This window comes from Evansella sp. AB-rgal1, assembly GCF_041820985.1.
GTDB lineage: Bacteria > Bacillota > Bacilli > Bacillales > Salisediminibacteriaceae > Evansella.
In genome coordinates, this window is the sequence record NZ_JBGUAU010000014.1 from 84,446 (window position 1) to 104,873 (window position 20,428).

At 40.6% G+C, this 20,428-nt stretch carries 12 protein-coding genes; 10 read left to right on the forward strand and 2 right to left on the reverse strand.

All coding sequences use genetic code 11. From position 1 onward, the window contains the following. Window positions 1-39: 39 nt before the first annotated feature. The gene (locus tag ACERII_RS13460) at window positions 40-927 is read right to left on the reverse strand and encodes an AraC family transcriptional regulator (RefSeq protein ID WP_373642931.1); all 888 of its coding nucleotides are present in this window, start codon (window positions 925-927) and stop codon (window positions 40-42) included. Between the two features lie 123 nt (window positions 928-1,050). On the opposite strand from ACERII_RS13460, the gene ACERII_RS13465 reads away from it, so the two are divergent. From ACERII_RS13465 to ACERII_RS13480, 4 genes are all read left to right on the forward strand, one after another. After that, window positions 1,051-4,380 (forward strand): DUF5107 domain-containing protein, encoded by a 3,330-nt coding sequence (locus ACERII_RS13465; protein ID WP_373642933.1) that lies wholly within the window; start codon window positions 1,051-1,053, stop codon window positions 4,378-4,380. Continuing rightward, a complete protein-coding gene (locus tag ACERII_RS13470; RefSeq protein WP_373642935.1) occupies window positions 4,377-7,157 on the forward strand; it encodes a glycoside hydrolase family 2 protein in 2,781 nt (926 codons plus the stop codon). The genes ACERII_RS13465 and ACERII_RS13470 overlap by 4 nt, the downstream gene beginning before the upstream one ends. A gap of 240 nt (window positions 7,158-7,397) precedes the next feature. Then, complete coding sequence (locus tag ACERII_RS13475) at window positions 7,398-8,552, forward strand: Gfo/Idh/MocA family protein (protein ID WP_373642937.1); 1,155 nt, start codon at window positions 7,398-7,400, stop codon at window positions 8,550-8,552. A gap of 16 nt (window positions 8,553-8,568) precedes the next feature. After that, a complete protein-coding gene (locus ACERII_RS13480; RefSeq protein WP_373642939.1) occupies window positions 8,569-9,660 on the forward strand; it encodes a Gfo/Idh/MocA family protein in 1,092 nt (363 codons plus the stop codon). Window positions 9,661-10,468: 808 nt separating this feature from the next. On the opposite strand, the gene ACERII_RS13485 is transcribed toward ACERII_RS13480, so the two are convergent. Next, window positions 10,469-11,416, reverse strand: a complete 948-nt coding sequence (locus tag ACERII_RS13485) for an agmatinase family protein (protein ID WP_373642941.1) — start codon at window positions 11,414-11,416, stop codon at window positions 10,469-10,471. 526 nt (window positions 11,417-11,942) lie between these two features. Between ACERII_RS13485 and ACERII_RS13490 the strand changes: the two genes are divergently transcribed. The 6 genes from ACERII_RS13490 (at window position 11,943) to meaB (ending at window position 20,288) form a co-directional block, all read left to right on the forward strand. Then, window positions 11,943-12,581 carry a TetR/AcrR family transcriptional regulator gene (locus ACERII_RS13490; RefSeq protein ID WP_373642943.1) on the forward strand — a complete coding sequence of 213 codons (639 nt, stop codon included), beginning with the start codon at window positions 11,943-11,945 and terminating at the stop codon, window positions 12,579-12,581. A gap of 53 nt (window positions 12,582-12,634) precedes the next feature. After that, complete coding sequence (gene accB, locus ACERII_RS13495; RefSeq protein ID WP_373642946.1) at window positions 12,635-13,144, forward strand: acetyl-CoA carboxylase biotin carboxyl carrier protein; 510 nt, start codon at window positions 12,635-12,637, stop codon at window positions 13,142-13,144. A 90-nt stretch (window positions 13,145-13,234) separates the two neighbouring features. Beyond that, complete coding sequence (locus tag ACERII_RS13500; protein WP_373642948.1) at window positions 13,235-14,791, forward strand: acyl-CoA carboxylase subunit beta; 1,557 nt, start codon at window positions 13,235-13,237, stop codon at window positions 14,789-14,791. A 145-nt stretch (window positions 14,792-14,936) separates the two neighbouring features. After that, on the forward strand, window positions 14,937-17,054 hold the full coding sequence (locus ACERII_RS13505; RefSeq protein ID WP_373642949.1) for a methylmalonyl-CoA mutase family protein: 2,118 nt from the start codon (window positions 14,937-14,939) through the stop codon (window positions 17,052-17,054). A gap of 59 nt (window positions 17,055-17,113) precedes the next feature. Continuing rightward, a complete protein-coding gene (gene scpA / locus ACERII_RS13510; protein WP_373643040.1) occupies window positions 17,114-19,252 on the forward strand; it encodes a methylmalonyl-CoA mutase in 2,139 nt (712 codons plus the stop codon). Then, window positions 19,245-20,288, forward strand: coding sequence for a methylmalonyl Co-A mutase-associated GTPase MeaB (gene meaB, locus ACERII_RS13515; protein WP_373642951.1), 1,044 nt, complete (start codon window positions 19,245-19,247; stop codon window positions 20,286-20,288). Before scpA ends, meaB begins: the two co-directional genes overlap by 8 nt. Window positions 20,289-20,428 lie beyond the last annotated feature (140 nt).

The following is a 20,428-nucleotide window of genomic DNA, read 5'->3' on the forward strand; positions in this document are numbered from 1 at the left end:
TTTTCCAATTAATTGGATAATCTTACAATTAACTAAATCCTACCCCTTCTTCAACTTCCGATACTCTCTTGGTGACAATCCCATAACCTTAGAGAACAACCTCGAGAAATAATAGGGATCTTTAAACCCAACGCGCATGCTAATTTCTTTGATAGAAAGCATGCTTAAGTCAAGCAATTGCGATGCGTGTTGGATTTTCAGACGATTGAAGTAATCGATAGGTGAATATCCCGTTGTTTCCTTAAAGAGGTGAAGATAGTGACTTTTAGATACGTTTGCTTGAAATGCCAACTCATCAAGTGTGCACGTACTATCCATGTTTTCTGTCATCCACTGAATGGAACTATTCACATAATTACTTGTTTGCTTATGGGAAATGGAGTTGTATGAATGTGAATGAAAGAGAATACTGCCTAATAAATGACTCAATGTAGTAGATACATAGACTAAATTACGAATCATATATCCCTTCATCAATTGGCTATAGCATTCATCAAAAAGCTCGATAAGTTTCAAAGAGCTTGAAGGGGATAAACGTATAGGATTCCTTTGCATCGATTCAAAATAATACTCAGCCAACTCTCCAGATATATGAAACCAATAAATACTCCATGGATTCTCCTCACCTGCACCGTACTCATGGGGAGTGTGTGGTGGAAGGACAAAAAACGATGATTCTGGAATTTCCACCTTGTTTTCTCCATCAAAGCTCATCCAACCTTCCCCTTTGGCACAGTAAATAAATATATAGGACGAAGAACCAACATCTCGACTACGGAAGTGATGTTCCGCTTTAGGGAAAAAACCGATATCTGTTATGTATAACGTCTTAGTGATAGGGTGTTCCATTACTTTATCTATTATCTCTTTTGGTAAAACGAGAAGTTTCTGATTTGTAAAGCCATGAGCCTTCTTTTTATCTGTCATTCGTACGTCATCCCTCCAAAACAAAATCATCATATTGTCCATCAACATCAGTATATCGTGAATTGTCCTCAAATGAAATAGTACGTAAACTGACTATAAGAGAAAATAAACGAGGTGAAATCCATGCAACATGTAAAGGTATGGGAAGAAACAGTAGAAATACCCACGTACGGTGTAGGGAAGCCGAACAAGAACCCTATGTTTTTAGAAAAACGGGTATATCAAGGTAGCTCTGGAAAAGTATATCCTCATCCAGTGATTGATAAAATTGAGGACGAGAAAGAAATGAAACCATACAAGATGGTATATCTGGAAAATGAATACGTTCACATCGAGATCATGCCAGAACTTGGTGGGCGTATTTATCGAGCACTAGACAAGACGAACAACTATGATTTTGTTTATTACAACCGTGTGATCAAGCCAGCTCTCGTTGGTTTAGCGGGACCATGGATTTCCGGGGGAATTGAATTCAATTGGCCACAGCATCATAGGCCAAATACGTTTGGACCTGTGGAATACAAATTAGAAGAAAATGAAGATGGTAGTAAGACTGTTTGGGTTAGTGAAGTTGATCGAATGTATGGAACGAAAGGCATGGCGGGCTTTACTCTCCATCCAGAGAAAGCGTATCTCGAAATTCAAGGCCAATTATATAACCGGACAGCAGAGCCGCAAACCTTCCTTTGGTGGGCGAATCCAGCTGTTGCCGTAAATGATCACACTCAATCCGTATTTCCGCCAGATGTTCATGCTGTTTTCGATCATGGGAAACGAGATGTATCGAAGTTTCCTATTGCAACGGGAACGTATTATAAGATGGACTATTCTGCAGGAGTGGACATTTCAAAATATAGTAACATCCCAGTACCAACGTCTTATATGGCGTATCACTCTGATTACAATTTTGTTGGTGGATATGATCATTCTGTAAATGCAGGAATTCTTCACGTGGCAAACCATCACATCTCTCCTGGAAAAAAACAGTGGACTTGGGGGAATGGGGATTTTGGTCAAGCATGGGATCGCAACTTAACAGATGAAGATGGTCCATACATCGAATTGATGACAGGGGTATATACAGATAATCAGCCAGATTTCTCTTGGCTACAGCCGTATGAGGAGAAAACGTTTACCCAATATTTTATGCCGTATAAAAACGCTGGAATTGTGAAAAATGCGTCCATTGATGCAGCTGTGAACCTTGAAGTAGATGGAGACAAAATCACTGTTTCTGTTTATGCTACATCCGTTTTTGAACAAGCAACCATTGCGTTAACTGGGAAAAATAATAGCTATTTTCATCAAACAGTAGATATTTCTCCAAATAATACTTTTCAACAAACTGTTGTCTTGGATAAAAACGATGCGGAGCATGATCTCTGTGTAGAAGTGTATTCACAAGATGGAACTCTTCTTGTTTCGTATCAGCCTGCGAAACCAGAAGTTTTACAAACTCCAGATGCAGCGAAACCAATCGGAGAACCTGAAGAACTTCCAAATACAGAGGCACTTTTTCTAGCCGCTCAACATTTAGAGCAATATCGTCATGCAACCTATGAACCGGAATCATATTATTTAGAAGGCTTGAAGCGTGACCCAAAGGATATTCGCTTAAATAATGGTTACGGTGCGTTGTTGTATCGTAGAGGAAACATTCAGAAAAGTGAAGAGTATTTCCGAACTGCAATCAAGACGTTAACCAGACACAATCCAAATCCATATGACAGCGAGGCGTATTACAATTTAGGAAAGTCACTGAAATACCAAAACCACTTAGATGAAGCTTTTGAAGCCTTTTATAAAGCTGTTTGGAGCGCTGCTTGGCAAGACGTAGGGTATTTTTCCTTAGCCCAAATTGCAGCGGAGAAGAAAAACTACAACGAAGCATTGCAATTAGTGGAAAAATCACTCATCCGAAATATCAGAAACTATAAAGCTAGAAACCTAAAGACTGCATTATTGCGTCATCTAAACCAACACGAACAAGCAGAAAAGCTAGCATTAGAAACACTACAATATGATGTTGCTGATTTCGGAGCAAGAACAGAGTTGTATTTCATCTACAAAGAAACAAACCAAGAATCAAAAGGGGAGGAAACATTATCTCAGTTATCGAAGTTACTAAGGAATGATATTCACAATTATCTTACAATCGCTGCTGATTATGCTGAAGCAGGCCTGTTTCAAGAAGGCATAGACGTTTTGGCGCTCTGTGAAGAGCAAGGATATCCAATGGTGTCCTATTATTTGGGGTACTTCCTGGAAAAGACAGGGAACTCACAAAAGGCATTATATTACTATGACAAAGCTAGTAAAGCTTGCCCTGATTATTGTTTCCCAAATAGCTTGTTAGATATGCTCGTGCTGCAGCAAGCGATCAACACAAACGAGAGAGATGCGAAAGCACATTATTACCTAGGAAATCTTTTGTTTGATAAAAAACGATATGAAGAAGCAATTCAGCATTGGGAATTGTCAGCAAACCTAAATTCAACTTTCCCAACCGTTCATCGTAATTTAGCACTTGCCTACTTTAATAAACAGAAGGATGGAGAAAAAGCACAAGCTGCACTGGAAAAAGCCTTTGAATTAGATTCTACTGATTGCCGGGTGTTGTTCGAGTTAGATCAACTCTATAAGAAGCGAAACAAAGAACCGAGAGAACGACTTTTGATTTTACAAAAGTATAAGCAGTTAGTAGAAGAGCGAGATGACCTGTTCTTAGAATTTGTTACGTTGCACAATATGCTACAAAATTATGAAATGGCATTGGATTTGTTATTACATCGGAAGTTTCACCCTTGGGAAGGTGGCGAGGGGAAGGTTACGTCTCAGTATGTTCTCGCTAAGGTGGAATTAGGGAAAAAATATCTGGGGGAAAACAAGTATGAGCAGGCAATTCATGAACTAGAGCAGGCACTTTCGTATCCGGAAAACTTGGGAGAAGGAAAGCTTGCTGGTGCTCAGGACAATAATATTTACTATTACTTAGGCTGTGTTATGGAAGCTGCGGGGCGAACAGAGGAAAGTGTGTCCTATTTACGTAAAGCTTCCATTGGCTTAGAAGAACCCACAAGTGCGATGTTTTATAATGATCAGCCCCCAGAAATGATATATTACCAAGGCTTGGCCTGGAGAAAGCTAGGGAATGAGGAGCAGGCTCGTTCAAGATTTCATAAGTTAGTAGATTACGGAGAAAAGCATCTGTTTGACGAGGTGAAAATTGATTACTTTGCGGTGTCGTTGCCTGATTTTCTCGTGTTTGATGAGGATTTAAATAAACAAAATCAAGTTCACTGTCGGTTTATGATGGGCTTAGGTTATGTTGGACTTGGAGAGACGGAAAAAGGGAAGAAACAGCTTCACGATGTACTTAGGGTGAATCAAAATCACCAAGGAGCAAAGCTACAGCTAATAGAAATAGAGCAAAATGAGGAGGTTATAAAGTGACTTTACAATTAAATGGGAACTGGACATTTCAGTTAGATGAAGAGGACTCTCTAAAAATAGAAACAATAACTCTACCGTTGCAAAGTGAGATCACCGTACCTGGTTCGTGGGAGGAGCAAGTGTTTGGAGTAGAATCGCAGCATGAACCCATTGGAACGTGGAAGAAAAAGCAGGAGTACGTGGGGCGAGCTTGGTATGCTCGGGAGTTTACCGTACCTGCAGAGGAAGCAAAGTCGACCTTTATACTCCACTTAGCAGGTGTACACTGGTTTACGAATGTTTATATTGATGGCGAGTTTGTTGGATCTGGTGAGGGGCTTGTTATGGAACAAACGTTCGATATATCTAACTATATTCGTAAAGGAAAACAGCAACAACTCGTTATTTCTGTGGACAATCGACTTCATATACCGCTTATGGAAAGTCATATCCACTCGTACCATACCGCAACAAATTGGGGAGGAATCTCAGGTGGTGCCTGGATCGAGGCAATTGCAGATGTAACAATAGAGAAGGCTACTTTTAACTATCAATACGAGTCAAAAGTAGTCACAGTAAATGCAGAGGTTCGAGACATCAGCAAAGACAACACTGATTTTAAAGTGGTTGTTGCAATAGGGAACAAAAAGGAAACTGCAACAATTCAAACGAATCAGGGGAGCGGAGCTGTATCTCTGCAGCTTTCCATGGGTGAAGACGTAATCCAATGGACGGATTCGAATCCATACCTTTACGATGCAACAGTAACTCTGCTTCACTCCGGAGAAGAAGTAGCTACTTCTGCGCATAAGATCGGTCTACGTCAGTTTGAAACGAAAGGGAAAGACTTTCTCTTAAATGGAGAACCAGTCTTTCTACGAGGCTATGTGGACTGCTGTATTTTTCCAGAAACAGGCTACCCTAGTTGGGATATAGATCATTATCGTAAACAATTCCGCATCGTAAAAGAGCATGGATTCAATCACGTTCGGTTACACGGGTGGACACCACCAAAGCCATTTTGGATTGCAGCAGACGAAGCGGGTATGCTTGTGCAAACGGAACTTCCTCACTGGTCGTTTCATTATACAGATCGAAACACGGCGGCACCGACAGAAGTAAATGCTTTTTTCTATCGAGAACTAGAAAGAATCATTATAGCAATACAAGACCATCCATCCTTTGTCATGTTCGCTCTTGGGAATGAACTTATCGGACCAGATGGCCATGAAGAGTTAAATGATATGGTGCGGAAAGCACAAGAACTAGATCCTACCCGTCTATACACGGATAACACTGGCTTCGGTCAGCTACCTGCGCACGATCGCGAAGGAGATTATTACATTCAATCATTAAACTGGCACCCACCGTACACGCTCGATTACGCAGGTTCGCCGAATACGGAGCACGACTACCGAGAGCTACCTAAGCTTGATGATAAGCCATTAATCGGCCATGAACACGGACAGTTCACCATGTATGGAGATCCAACAGCGGAAGAAAAATACACAGGAGTTTTACAACCATCATGGCTCACCACCTTTCAACAAACGCTTGAAGCAAAAGGATGGTCAGACAGAGTACCAGAATTCAAAACAGCAACAGGAACACATATGGTTCGTTCCTACAAAGAAATTATGGAACGAGCAAGACGAACAAAAGGACTATCAGGCGTCCAGCTGCTAGATATTCGCGACTTCCCAGGCCAGGGGCACGCAACTACTGGAATTCTCGACGTCTTTTGGGATAGCAAAGGAGTGATTACTCCAGAAGATTATCGCCAATTTAATGACGACCGAGTTCTGTTAATGCGTAGTGACCGACGCACCTATTTCGGCGGAGAACAAATCGAAGTGAAACTAGAACTATCTAACTTCGGTGGCAAGATAAACGAAGGAGAAGTGCACTGGCAGTTGATGAGTGGAGACAACACGTATGTGGATAGTGGGAAAACAAGAGTGGCGAACCTTAAAACGGGTATCGTTTCTCACCTAGCTACAGTTTCTTTAGATACACTTAGCAAAGGTGCACACTCTTATAAATTAATCGTTACACTGGCAACAGAAGATGGATCGATTCTCTCTAACAATTGGGATTTTTGGTCCTTTGAACGACCATCCCTACCTGCAGATCTAGATACCGTTTGGACAAATATTGGATCTCTTCGTTCGTTCATGTATGGAGCTAGATATGGTGAAGAGATTGGTATAGAAGAAAGAAGTTATAAAGAAGAAAAAGGAGTATCGTTGGCAATAACAAATCAACTGTCACGAGATGTGCTTCAGTTTGCTATAGACGGAGGAACCGTTTGGCTCATGGCAAACAACGGTGGTAGCTATGATGAAGTTCGGACGAAATATCTTCCTATCTTCTGGAATTTCCTTTGGTTTCCGACGCAAGAAAGTACAACGATGGGAGTGATTGTACGAGATCATCCTGCATTAAAAGACTTCCCTTCAGATGCGTATTCCAATTGGCAATGGTACCACCTTGTAGATGGCGCACCAGCGATTGGATTAGATGGGGTAAAAGGCTTAGAACCAATAGTAGAAGTGGTTGATAATTTCAATCGAATGAAAAAGCTAACGTATATGTTTGAAGCAAAGGTAGGAAAAGGTAAGGTGTTTGTTTCCTCCTTCCGCACATTAGACGTAGTTGATTTGAAGAGACCAGAAACAAGCTACTTATTTTTACAACTATTGAACTATGTGAAAAGTGATGGATTCCAACCAACGACAACGTTATCGATGGGAGAACTACTGAGAATGTTTAAAATAAGCGGGCATTCGGCGACGTGATACTGTACGGGAAGCTAACTGGTTTTGGCTTCCCGTTTTAAATGGCTAAATTGATATCTGGAATTTAATGTGGATATGACTTCATCTGCAATCATATTCAAGTTCTGTACAGAAAAGGAAAGAGCGTTTGAATTCTAAATAAAAATATTCCTACATTTTAAAAACTACCATACTACTATACTGGCTTTTCGATTATAATGTAAACGTATACATAATTTAATGGGATAAGGAGTGTGGGATATGATTCAGGTTGCAATTATTGGTTCAGGTGCTATTTCTGGGGCACATATAAAAGGATATTTACAATTTCAAGATACGTGCAAGATTGTTGCACTTTGTGATATTTATCCGGAAAAGGCGAAAAAGCAGGCAGAACAATTTGGTTTAGATGTAACCGTTTTTAGTGACTACAAAGAAATGTTAGTGGACACAAAACTCGATCTTGTTTCTATTTGTACGCCACCGTATACTCATGCAGACCTAGCTATCGCCTCCATGCATGCGGGTGCTAATGTCCTTGTGGAAAAACCGATGGCATCTTCTTTAGAAGAATGTGACGCTATGAATACTGTAGCAAAATCAACAGGTAAAACCTTATCGGTAGTATCTCAAAATCGATTTATGACACCAATGATGAAACTAAAGAACGTCCTTGATACGAAGTTGATGGGACCAATCGTCCACACTCAAGTTGATTCTTTCTGGTGGAGAGGCCATAGTTATTATGATTTATGGTGGCGTGGTACCTGGGAAAAAGAAGGTGGTGGTTGTACATTGAACCATGCTGTTCATCATATCGATATCTTTCGCTGGATGAACGGAATGCCTTCAGAAATCACGGCTGTTATGAGTAATACGGCGCACGATAACGCTGAAGTAGAGGATATATCTATTGCTATTGCTCGTTATGAAAACGGAAGTTTAGCACAAATTACAAGTTCCGTTGTTCATCATGGAGAAGAGCAACAGCTTATTTTTCAAGGGAAAAATGCCCGAGTTTCTGTACCGTGGAAAGTAACTGCTTCCAACTCGCAATCCAATGGCTTTCCTATGGAGGATCAAGAGTTAGAAAAAGAACTTCAAGAGGTGTATGAATCTCACCGTCCGTTACAATATGAAGGACACATAGGACAAATTTATGATGTTTTACTTGCACTGGAAGGGAAGAAGGATGTACTAGTAACTGGGGAAGACGGAAGACAGACACTAGAGCTTATTACCGCCATTTTTCAAGCAGCGAGCTTTGGGAAAACTGTTGCGTTGCCATTGGACGAAAGTAGTCCTTTTTATACGAGAGACGGGGTTCTTAAGAATGCCACTCATTTTTACGAAAAGAAAAATAGTATTGAAAACTTTGAAACGAATGAAATCACGACAGGTGGAAATTACGAATAACGAGGAGGATATCCACATGAGTAAAAACGATGGGATGAATTATGCTCCAAAAGGAAATGTATCAAAAGTAGTCCAAGAAGGAGAATTTATTTTTGCAGCAATTGGCTTGGATCATGGCCATATTTATGGTATGTGTAACGGATTGATTGAAGCTGGTGGGGAACTAGTGGCAGTATATGACCCTGATCCTCAGAAAGTGGAAGGATTCTTACACACATTTCCTCAGGCAGTTGCTGCAGCATCAGAGGAGGAGATTCTCCAAGATCCTGCTATTAAACTAGTAGCAGGTGCAAGTATTCCATCCATGAGAGGAGACCTAGGGTTACGAGTACTAGATTATGGAAAACATTATTTCGTTGATAAGCCAGCATTTACAACGATCGAGCAACTAGAAAAAGCAAAGGCGAAAACAGCAGAGACTGGACTCAAGTGGGGTATTTATTATAGCGAGCGCCTTCATGTGGAAGGTGCTGTGTTTGCAGGACAATTAATTGAAGAAGGGGCAATTGGCCGAGTTATTCAAGTAATAGGAACAGGTCCACATCGAGCAAATCCTACTTCAAGACCAGATTGGTTCTTTGATCCAGAATATTATGGTGGTATTTTATGTGATATTGGAAGTCACCAGATCGAACAGTTTTTACACTATGCAGGGGCGAAGGATGCGAAGGTGCTTCATAGTAAAGTAGCAAACTATAACTTTAAAGAGTATCCGAAGTTTGAGGACTTTGGAGATGCTACGTTAGTTGCAGATAACGGAGCAACCTTTTATTTCCGAGTGGATTGGTTTACACCTGATGGATTAGGCACGTGGGGTGACGGGCGTGTAACGATCCTTGGAACAGAAGGATATATTGAAGTTCGAAAGTATATTGATATTGCTCGAGATTCCTCTGGAGATCACGTTTACTTAGTAAATAAAGAAGGGGAAAAGCATTTCGAATGTAAGGGGAAAGTAGGCTATCCATTCTTCGGTCAATTCATTTTAGATTGTTTACACGAAACAGAAAATGCCATGACACAAGAACATGCCTTTAAGGCTGCCGAGCTATGCATTGACGCGCAGGTAAAAGCAATAAAAGTGGAGACAGGAGAAACGGTAAAGTAAATCAAGGTAATCAAAGAGCAAAATTCTTATTTTAAAACAATCTAGCTGGGGCATAACGAAAGTGTTGAACCGAGAAGAAATGCTCAATTGAATAAATAAACGGAGAATTTTCCCTTATTTTATAAATAGCATGGAAAACAGTCTGAATAAACGGAGAAATTCCACTTATTGACTCAAATCTAGTTAAAAAGGTGGAAATTCCGTTGCATAGTCGGAAAAACTTCTCTTATTTTTCAAGAAATTAGCTGTATTTTTATTTTAAACGGAAATTCTCCGCTTATTTTATACTTTAAGAAGAGTTTAACTTCGCTAAAGGATTAAAGTATAAGATAAATTAAGACTTTCGCCATTAATGACTTGGCGATAAGCTAGGTTTATCTAATAAATTTCCAAGAAAAACTCATTTGTTTCAACAAACTGCTAGTGAAGTAAGCAAATATACGAAGAGGCTGGAACAGAAGTGTACTCAGCAAAGAGAAATCCGAACGAAATGATTCTTGGTATACTATTAGCTGGAGAAATATACTTCGCTTTCCGCGGGTGGCTGGTGAGCCTCCGAGTGCTTAAGCACTCTTGGGGTCTCACCCTTGCCTTTTGATCCCGCCGGAGTCTTCGTATATTCCCTCCGCTAAGGTTACCTATCATTCGTCTTTTCAATGTTACACTTTCGTTATGTCCCAGCCTCATTATTCGAATTATACTGTGAATCTAGTTGCGAAAGATGTGTGATTTATCGTGTGAATTTGTCTGTGAGTTGACGTTTTGCATCTCACAAGTAAACCCTTTTGTTCCAGCAACATGCTTTCTTTTATGATTTTGTATTTTTCTCTTCAATCACACCCGCCAGTGCATACAAAGCTATAGTGGATGCAAAGTGGGAAGAAACATCTGTCGGATCTTGCTGAGGGTAGACTTCCACGAAGTCCATTCCTACAATACCTCGTTTTGCAAACTCATAAATAAGTGTTAATAACTCGTAGGATGTAAGTCCATTCCCATCTACAGGACCTCCTGGATTGAAAGCAAAATCAAGGACATCACTGCAAACACTTAAGTATACTAACTCTGTTCCTTCGCTAGCCTGTTCATAGATAGATGCAGCTAGTTTTCGTAAATCTTTTGCTTCGCGTATATCGTTAATGGTTATCGTCTTTGCACCAGCTTCTTTTGCGAAGCGTCCACTTTGTGGTTTGTTTCGCGGGCCATGAATCCCGGTATGGATCAGACTTTCATTTCGAACACCGTCCAGTTCATAGATTCTTGCAAAGGGAGTGGATCTTGCGTACTTATCGCCTTCATGGTGCGGCATATTATCATAATGAGCATCTAAATGAATGATTCCTATTTTCTTCTTTGTTTTCTTCGTTAAAGCCTTAACAATTGGATAAGTAATTCCGTGATCGCCACCTAATGCGAGTGGGAATTTGCCTGATTCCCATACTTTTGTGGCAAAATCCTCAATTCTTGTCATTGTCTCTGGAACATCGGCAGGAACAACGTCCACATCCCCTAAATCAGCAAGCTTCAAATGTTCAAAAACATCGATATGATCAAGCTCTGGTAAATACCCACTATATCGTGCAGAACATATACGCATGACTTTTGGTCCTAGTTCACACCCAGTATACGTTCCCCACGTAACCGCACCTTCCCATGGTACTCCGTAGATAACTACATCAGAATCCTCTATCGAATTTTCCGTACCATCTATAGCACCCAAGAACGGCGGTGTATTTCCATATAAAGTTTCAGACAAAGTACAAACTCCTCTCTTTTTTCAAGGTTACATAATCCTATACCCGTTCTATTAAATATTATGTGAGAACATTTTTGCCCATACCCCTCATATGTATGACCGGTAAATTATTTCTGGTTGACACTTCTAATGCTACTCAAGTGTAAATGCATGGTAGTCAGTTCCTCAAAGGTATAGAACAGCATATATGTACTTATCTGACATATGTATTTTCAAGGAGAGAATAAAATCCCTTGACAATAAATGTTTTATTATTTAGAATTTTCATATAATAAGTAAAGACTGACTAGTCGGTCTTATACTTGAACCTACATAAAATAATCCTCACTTCAAACCAATACAGTCTACAATACTTGAAATCTACTAAGAAAATCTCTTCTATTTTTTAAAATGTAAGCGCTTTATTTATCTAAAGGGAGAAAGCTACGAAACCAAAAAGCTGATTGAAAAACCATAGGGTGATAATAGAAAACGATAGGAAGGATACTATTTTTTTCAAACCCGATTAAGAAGGTGATAAGAAGCGATGAGCCAAAAAACAACGAAAGGTCGGATAACAGAAGCGGCGTTGCAGTTATTTGAACTACATGGCTATCATGCAGTCACTGTAGATAGAATCGTTCAAGAGAGTGGAACTTCGAAAGGTGGGTTTTATCACCACTTTAAAACGAAAGACGAACTACTATATACAATCCATGATTCTTTTATCACGTATGTAATTGATAAAGCGCAAGAAGCTTATGAAACGAAAACAACCCCAACAGAAAGACTTTATGCCACAGTGAAATCATTTGTGATGATGTTTGAATTGTACCGTTCCCATGTCACCGTTTTTTATCAAGAACATCTCTATTTAGCACCAGAATATTCAAAACTTATGAAACAGAAAAGGGATAAATATAAAGAAATGATGTTTCGCATCGTTCAAGAGGGCAGAGAAGCAGGTGAATTTCGCCAGGAGATTCCTGTTCCTATCATGTCCATGTCTATTTTTGGGATGATTAACTGGACATACAAATGGTATAAAGCAGATGGAGAGTACTCTGTTAGCGAAATTGCTGATATTTTTGCCGATGTCATTTTACATTCTCTATTAACACAGGAAGCCTTAGAGAATAAAAAATACGAAACATTTTTTATCAAAAAGAGCGGTACTTTTAATTGAAAGATCAACTAGCCGTTTCTAGACTACCAACCTATAAAAAGGAGCGATTATCTATGTTTAAAATCAACGATATTAAGGAGTTAATTCGTGCTGTAGATCGTTCATCTATCGGAGAACTTGTTATTAGTGGAGAAAATAAACAAAAAATTACGATTAGAAAGCAAGGAGCCGAGCAAAAAGCAGTAGTACAGACACAACAACCAGCACCAACAGTTCCAGTAGCACCATCGGTAGTAGAAGTAGCAAAAGCTCAGCCAGCAGAGGCAGCAGCAACTGCTGCAGCGACGAGTGAAAAAGTGAAAGAACCAATAGAAACAGAAGCACCATTATATAAAGTGGTTTCACCAATGGTGGGAACATTCTATGCAGCACCAGCACCAGATGCTGAAGCTTATGTAAGAGTTGGAGACAAAGTAACTCCTGATTCTGTTGTTTGTATTGTCGAAGCCATGAAACTATTGAATGAAATTGAAGCAGAAGTAACAGGAGAAATAATAGAGATACTTGCTGAGAACGGTCAATTAGTAGAGTACGGGCAACCTCTATTTTTAGTAAAACAATAGAGCGATTGTTGTTCGAAGTGGATACTGATAGGCGACGTTAGTTTATCAATACATTGTCATACCAATCTATCACAGTGGGGGAAACATAGAATGGACATTTTTGACAAAATTCACATCATGGAAGAACGACGGGATAAAGTAAAGTTAGGTGGCGGAGATAAGCGTATCGATGCGCAACATGATCGGGGCAAGTTAACGGCAAGAGAGCGCATAGATTTACTCGTTGATGAAGGATCATTTGTCGAGTTGAATCCTTTTATTGAACATCGTGGATTAAGTTTTGGAGCAGAAGGAGCTGAGGCACCTGGAGAAGGGGTTGTTACTGGGTACGGGAAAGTAGATGGTCGATTAATTTTCCTATTTTCACAAGATTTCACCGTATTTGGTGGTGCATTGGGGGAAATGCATGCGGAAAAAATTGTGAAAATAATGGACTTAGCAGCTGAAAATGGTGCTCCCATTATAGGACTTAATGACTCAGGGGGAGCGAGGATTCAAGAAGGAGTTTTATCACTAGATGGCTACGGGAAGATTTTTTATCGAAACTCCATATACTCTGGTGTTGTTCCGCAAATATCCGTCATTATGGGGCCATGTGCAGGAGGAGCCGTGTATTCGCCTGCGATAACCGACTTTGTTTTCATGGTGGAAAAAACGAGCCAAATGTTTATTACTGGGCCAAAAGTAATTGAAAGTGTAACAGGAGCAAAGATAAACACAGAGGACCTAGGAGGCGCAAAAGTTCACTCTTCCTTAAGTGGAAACGCACATTTTACTGCGCCAACGGAGGAAGAAGTATTAGATGAAGTTCGACGCTTGATTAGTTATATCCCTTCTAACAACGAAACAAAGCCGCCTAGGAAAGAGCCAATAAAAAGCCGTCCATTAGGTGAACGTGTGGATGAACTTCTAGATGTGGTTCCCATTGATGGAACGAAGGTATATGATGTGCGAAGTGTGATTCAGCATATTGTAGATGATGAAGATTTTATGGAGGTTCAACCATCTTTTGCGAAAAATATTGTTGTTGGTTTTGGTAGGATAAATGGTGATACGGTTGGGATCGTTGCAAATCAACCAAAATATATGGCAGGGGGATTAGACATTAATTCGTCTGATAAATGTTCACGCTTTATCCGGTTCTGCGACTGTTTTAACATTCCTTTGATCACCTTTGAGGACGTAAGTGGATTCATCCCAGGAGTCCAACAAGAGCATGCCGGGATTATCCGTCATGGGGCAAAAATATTATACGCCTATTCAGAAGCAACAGTTCCAAAGATAACTGTTATTTTGAGAAAAGCCTTCGGTGGAGCTTACGTTGCGTTAAATAGTAAAGCAATAGGTGCAGACTTAGTTTTCGCATGGCCACAAGCGGAAGTTGCAGTAATGGGGCCAGAAGGTGCAGCAAACATTATTTTTGCAAAAGAGATTGCTAATAGTGATAATCCAGAAGCTACTCGAGCGGCAAAAATTGAAGAGTATCGAGAAAGGTTTGCCAACCCATATGTTGCTTCTTCTAATGGTATTATCGACGATGTTATTGACCCTCGTGATACGAGAAAGAGCTTAGCTAGTGCGTTGGAAATGCTGAGAAACAAGAAAAAGTCATTGCCGAAGAAAAAGCACGGAAATATCCCGTTATAGTTTCTTCATCCTTATAAAGTTTTGAAAAAAAGATCAGTAGACTAATAGATGTTATGGAAAAGCATGATTAGGACAGAAGTTATTTTAATCAAAACTAGATGAAGGGGGAAGCTGCAATCGTCTATAGGGGTTGCAGCAATGAGAAATGAGCGAAAATAAATCTACAAAAGAGATTTTAGAGGAAATCTGTGAGTTTCCCATTTCTTCCTATGACATGTGGCGGAGTGTAGCGGAAAAATCGTTAAAAGGAGCATCGTTTGAGAAGCTTCTCACCCACACATATGAAGGGATTACCCTAAAACCAATGTACCGGCAAGAGGACGTAAAGGATATGCCTCATCTTTCTTCCCTCCCTGGAAAAGCACCGTATGTTAGAGGCACAAAAGCAATCATGAATGAGGAGAAGCCGTGGGAGATAAGTCAGGAAATCAATGAATTGGTACCAGAGAATTTTAACGAAGCAGTTCAGCACGATATAGAGCGAGGCCAAACTGCAATGAATATGATTCTAAATAAAGCAACTCTAGAAGGTTTCGATATAGACGAATTAACCGATGGGGAAGCTTCGGGAGTCTCCATCTCTTCCATCTCAGATATCCGCCAGGCTCTAGCGAAAATGGATCTGACTAAAATACCACTCCATGTTCAGACAGGAGCCGTTTCTCTGCCGTTTTACTCGTTAATGATGTGTTATGCAAAAGAGAAAGGAGTTCCATTACATTCTATCCGCGGTTCTATAACTGCCGATCCAATAGGATTCCTTGTGAAAAATGGGCACATCATGTTTTCGATGGAGAAGTGTTTTAACAAAATGGCACAAGTTACCGTTTGGGCATTGGAGCATACACCACATATTCAAACAATTGGTATAGAGGGTCACCCTTATCATGATGGAGGGGGAAGTGCTGTCGAAGAGTTGGCATTTTCTCTTGCAACGGCAGTGGAATATGTTCAGGCGATGTTAGAACGGGGATTGCAGATCAATGAAATAACTCGAAACATTCGTTTTTCTTTTTCCATCGGATCAAACATGTTTATGGAAATTGGAAAACTAAGAGCAGCAAGACTATTATGGTCTACGATCGTAGAAGCGTATGGGGGAAGCAGGGAAGCACAAAAAATGACGCTTCATGGGCGGACCTCTTCGTGGACAAAGACAGTGTATGACCCATATGTGAATATGCTTCGTGGAACAGTAGAAGCGTTTACTGGCGCAGTGGGTGGTGTGGATAGTATGCACGTCAGTCCGTTTGATGAGCCCATTCAAGGAGCCGCTTCGTTTTCAAGGCGAATTGCACGAAATACGCAACTAATATTACAAGAAGAAGCGCACTTATCCAAACAAATAGACCCTGGTGGTGGTTCGTGGTATGTAGAATTTCTTACTGATTCTCTTGCAAAAAAAGCGTGGGAACTTTTTCAGCAAGTGGAGTCAAAAGGGGGAATGCTTGAAGCGTTAAAGGAAGGTTTTCCTCAGCAAACAATTACTAAGACTTCTGAAGCGAAAGCAAAAAACATAGAACATAGGAAAGACATTTTTGTAGGCACAAATATGTATCCAAATGAAGAAGAAAAACCAATCCTCAGAGAGTCAGAAAACATGAAGGTACAATGGGAAAGATGTAAGGCATCTGTGAGAGTACATCGCACCTCTCGTAAGTTTACAGGGAAGATAGAAAATATAACCACCGTGGATGAAGTTATAGACGTTATGAAGCAAGGTGGTACCATTGGTGAAGTTGCAAAAAGGTTAGGGAGAGAAGAGAATCCTAAGTTAACAATCAAGCCCATTTTGGCAGAACGTGGTGCGGAACGATTTGAAGATTTGCGTAGAAAATCTGATGTCCAATTTATGACAACTGGCAAACGACTTCGAGTGTTCTTAGCTAATATAGGACCAATTCCCAATCATAAGGCACGAGCAGATTTTTCCACTAGCTTTTTTGAAGTTGGAGGATTTGAAGTAATCAGAAATAACGGCTTTGAATCAGCAGATGATGCGGCTTCGGCGGCAGTAGAGTCGAAGGCAGAGATAGTTGTTATTAGTGGAACAGACGATGATTACCCTGATGTCGTTCCCGTTATTGCAAAAATAATCATGAAGGCGCGTCAAGGAACCACGGTGTTTTTAGCAGGAAAGCCTCCAACAGAATTGAAGCAAGAATTTATCAAATCGGGTGTACATGACTTTCTTCATCTTGGTTCTAATTGCTATGAAGTTTTATCAAAGCTTCAAAGTGAAAAGGGGGTTGTCTCGTCATGATGAAACCGAACTTTTTGAAAATACCATATACAAAAAAAGCACCTTCAGAAGATGTTTTAATGTGGCGTGAGCAAGTAGAAAAACAATCAGGGAAAGATTTTGATGATCTTCTATTTCGAACTGTAGAACAAATAGATGTGAAACCATTTTATACGGCGGAAGATACGGAAGGGATGAAGCATCTTGACTATGTAGCAGGAATCCCACCATATTTACGAGGACCTTACCCTGCAATGTACAAAAGTCGTCCGTGGACCGTTCGACAATACGCTGGCTTTTCCACAGCAGAAGAAAGCAATGCGTTTTATCGGAGAAATCTAGCGGCAGGTCAAAAAGGATTATCCATCGCCTTCGATTTAGCTACCCACCGTGGATATGACTCCGATCATCCTCGTGTGGTAGGAGATGTAGGAAAAGCAGGGGTTGCCGTTGATTCGATTCTTGATATGAAAATCCTTTTTGATGAAATTCCACTGGACCAAATGAGTGTATCTATGACAATGAATGGAGCGGTACTGCCAGTTCTCGCATTTTATATTGTGGCCGCAGAGGAGCAAGGAGTGAAGCAAGAACAACTAGCTGGTACGATTCAAAATGATATTTTAAAAGAATATATGGTGCGAAATACGTATATCTATCCTCCGAAACCTTCCATGAAGGTGATTGCAGATATTTTTGCCTACACATCAAAGCATATGCCGAAATTCAACAGCATTAGTATTTCCGGTTATCATATGCAGGAAGCAGGGGCTACGGCTGACATTGAGTTAGGTTATACTCTCGCTGATGGTTTGGAGTATGTTCGGACAGGACTGGATGCAGGAATTGATGTAGATGCTTTTGCTCCGAGACTTTCTTTTTTCTGGGCAATCGGAATGAATTATTTTATGGAAGTAGCAAAAATGCGTGCAGGAAGATTACTATGGGCAAAGTTAATGAAGCAATTTAACCCGAAAAATGTAAAATCTCTCGCACTGCGCACACATAGTCAAACTTCAGGCTGGAGTTTAACAGAACAAGATCCGTATAATAACGTAACAAGAACATGTATTGAAGCTATGGCTGCAGCGCTTGGTCATACGCAATCGTTGCATACGAATGCTTTGGATGAAGCGATTGCTTTACCAACGGATTTCTCCGCACGAATTGCACGAAATACACAATTATTTTTACAGGATGAAACAGGTATATGTAATGTGCTAGATCCATGGGGTGGCTCCTATTACGTGGAGTCATTAACTGCGGAGTTGGTAAGTAAAGCGTGGGCGCATATTCAAGAAATTGATAAACTCGGTGGGATGGCGAAGGCCATTGAAACAGGACTACCGAAGATACGAATTGAAGAAGCGGCAGCCCGCCGTCAGGCACATATTGATTCAAAAAAAGAAACGATTATCGGGGTGAATAAGTATCGCTTAGATAAAGAAGATCCTCTTGATATTTTAGATATCGACAATACGGCAGTGAGAGAAGCGCAAATTCGTCGGTTAGTAAAACTAAGATCTGAGCGTGAATCCTCTAAGGTTGAAGCTGCATTACAGGCAATCACAAAAGCAGCAGAATCAGGGGAAGGAAATTTATTGGAGCTGGCAGTGGAAGCTGCTCGAGCGCGTGCTAGCTTAGGAGAAATTTCGGATGCTTATGAAAAAGTTGTGGGACGTCATAAGGCGGTGATTCGATCCATTAGTGGAGTGTATAGTGCCGAGTTTGGAGAGGAAGAAGAGATAAAAATCGTACGTCAAATGACGGATGAGTTTGAAGAGAGAGAAGGTCGACGCCCGCGGATCCTAGTGGCGAAAATGGGGCAGGACGGACATGATCGTGGTGCAAAGGTGATTGCTACGGCATTTGCTGATTTAGGTTTTGATGTGGATATAGGCTCTCTATTTCAAACTCCAGAGGAAACAGCACTACAAGCAGTGGAAAATGATGTTCATGTGATTGGGATGAGCTCTCTCGCAGCAGGACACAAAACGTTATTGCCTCAGCTAGTTTCTGAGCTGAAGAAGCTCGATCGGGAGGATATTATGGTTGTAATCGGAGGAGTGATTCCCTTTCAAGATTACGAGTTTCTTAGAGAAAATGGAGCTTCTGCGATCTTTGGACCAGGTACGGTTATTCCAGTTGCAGCTCAGAAAATAATCGAAGAAATGAACGATCGCCTTGGCTACAATGAGGATGAAGAGACAGATGAGTAAAGAAAAGAACTCCTTTCCGAAAAGAAGAAAGCTTACAGTAGACGACTATGTAGAAGGAGTATTAAGTAGAAATCGTACAATCATTGCTCAAACTATTACATTGGTAGAAAGTAATTCTCTGAAACATATGGAGATGGCCCAAGAGGTGTTAAAGAAGCTCCTTCCTTTCACAGGGAATTCTATAAGAATTGGTATCACAGGAGTACCTGGTGCTGGAAAAAGTACGTTGATTGAGTCATTTGGCATGATGCTTTGTGAGGAAGGGCACCGAGTAGCGGTTCTGGCGGTTGATCCAAGTAGCTCCATCTCTGGTGGAAGTATCCTTGGTGATAAGACGAGGATGGAGAGTCTATCAAAAAGTAGGAATGCTTTTGTTCGTCCCTCTCCATCTGGAGGAACATTAGGTGGCGTCACTCGAAAAAGCAGAGAAACTCTCCTTGTATGTGAAGCTGCAGGCTTTGATGTGATCCTTGTAGAGACGGTAGGTGTAGGGCAAAGTGAAATCACTGTTCGTTCTATGGTAGATTTTTTCCTCGTTATCATGCTTACTGGCGCAGGAGATGAGTTGCAAGGAATAAAGAAAGGCATAATGGAAATTGCAGATGCTATTTTTGTAAATAAAGCAGATGGTGACAACAAGCGGAAGGCATTATCAACAAAGGCAGACATTAATCAGATTCTCCATTATTTACAGCCGGCTACAGAAGGATGGACTCCTCGAGCATATACATGCTCTGCGTTAACGGGAGAAGGTATTCCGGAAATTTGGAAGGTTATTTCTGATTATAAGGAATTTGCGACGAACTCAGGTGTATTTGAAAAACGGAGACAAAACCAACTCTTGGATTGGACGAATTCCATGATTCATGATCAGCTGAAGAGCATGTTTTATAGTGATGAAGCGGTGAAAGGGTTGTTGCCTGAAGTGGAGAAGGATATTCTTGATGGGAAACTGTCTGCAACGTTGGGCGTTCATAGGTTGATAGAGTCGTTTATGGAAAGTCGGTTTCATGGTGGAGTGAAGGAAAAGAGGTAGTGTTCTAAGTTTATCATGGAGCATGAAGAAGTTGTGGACGGCATTTGAACTCATGAAACGCGAATGAGGATAAAAAAACCAAGTTGGAGTTCCATGCCCCCCACCTAGAATAACAGAGGAATCAAAAGTTCCACCCTGTC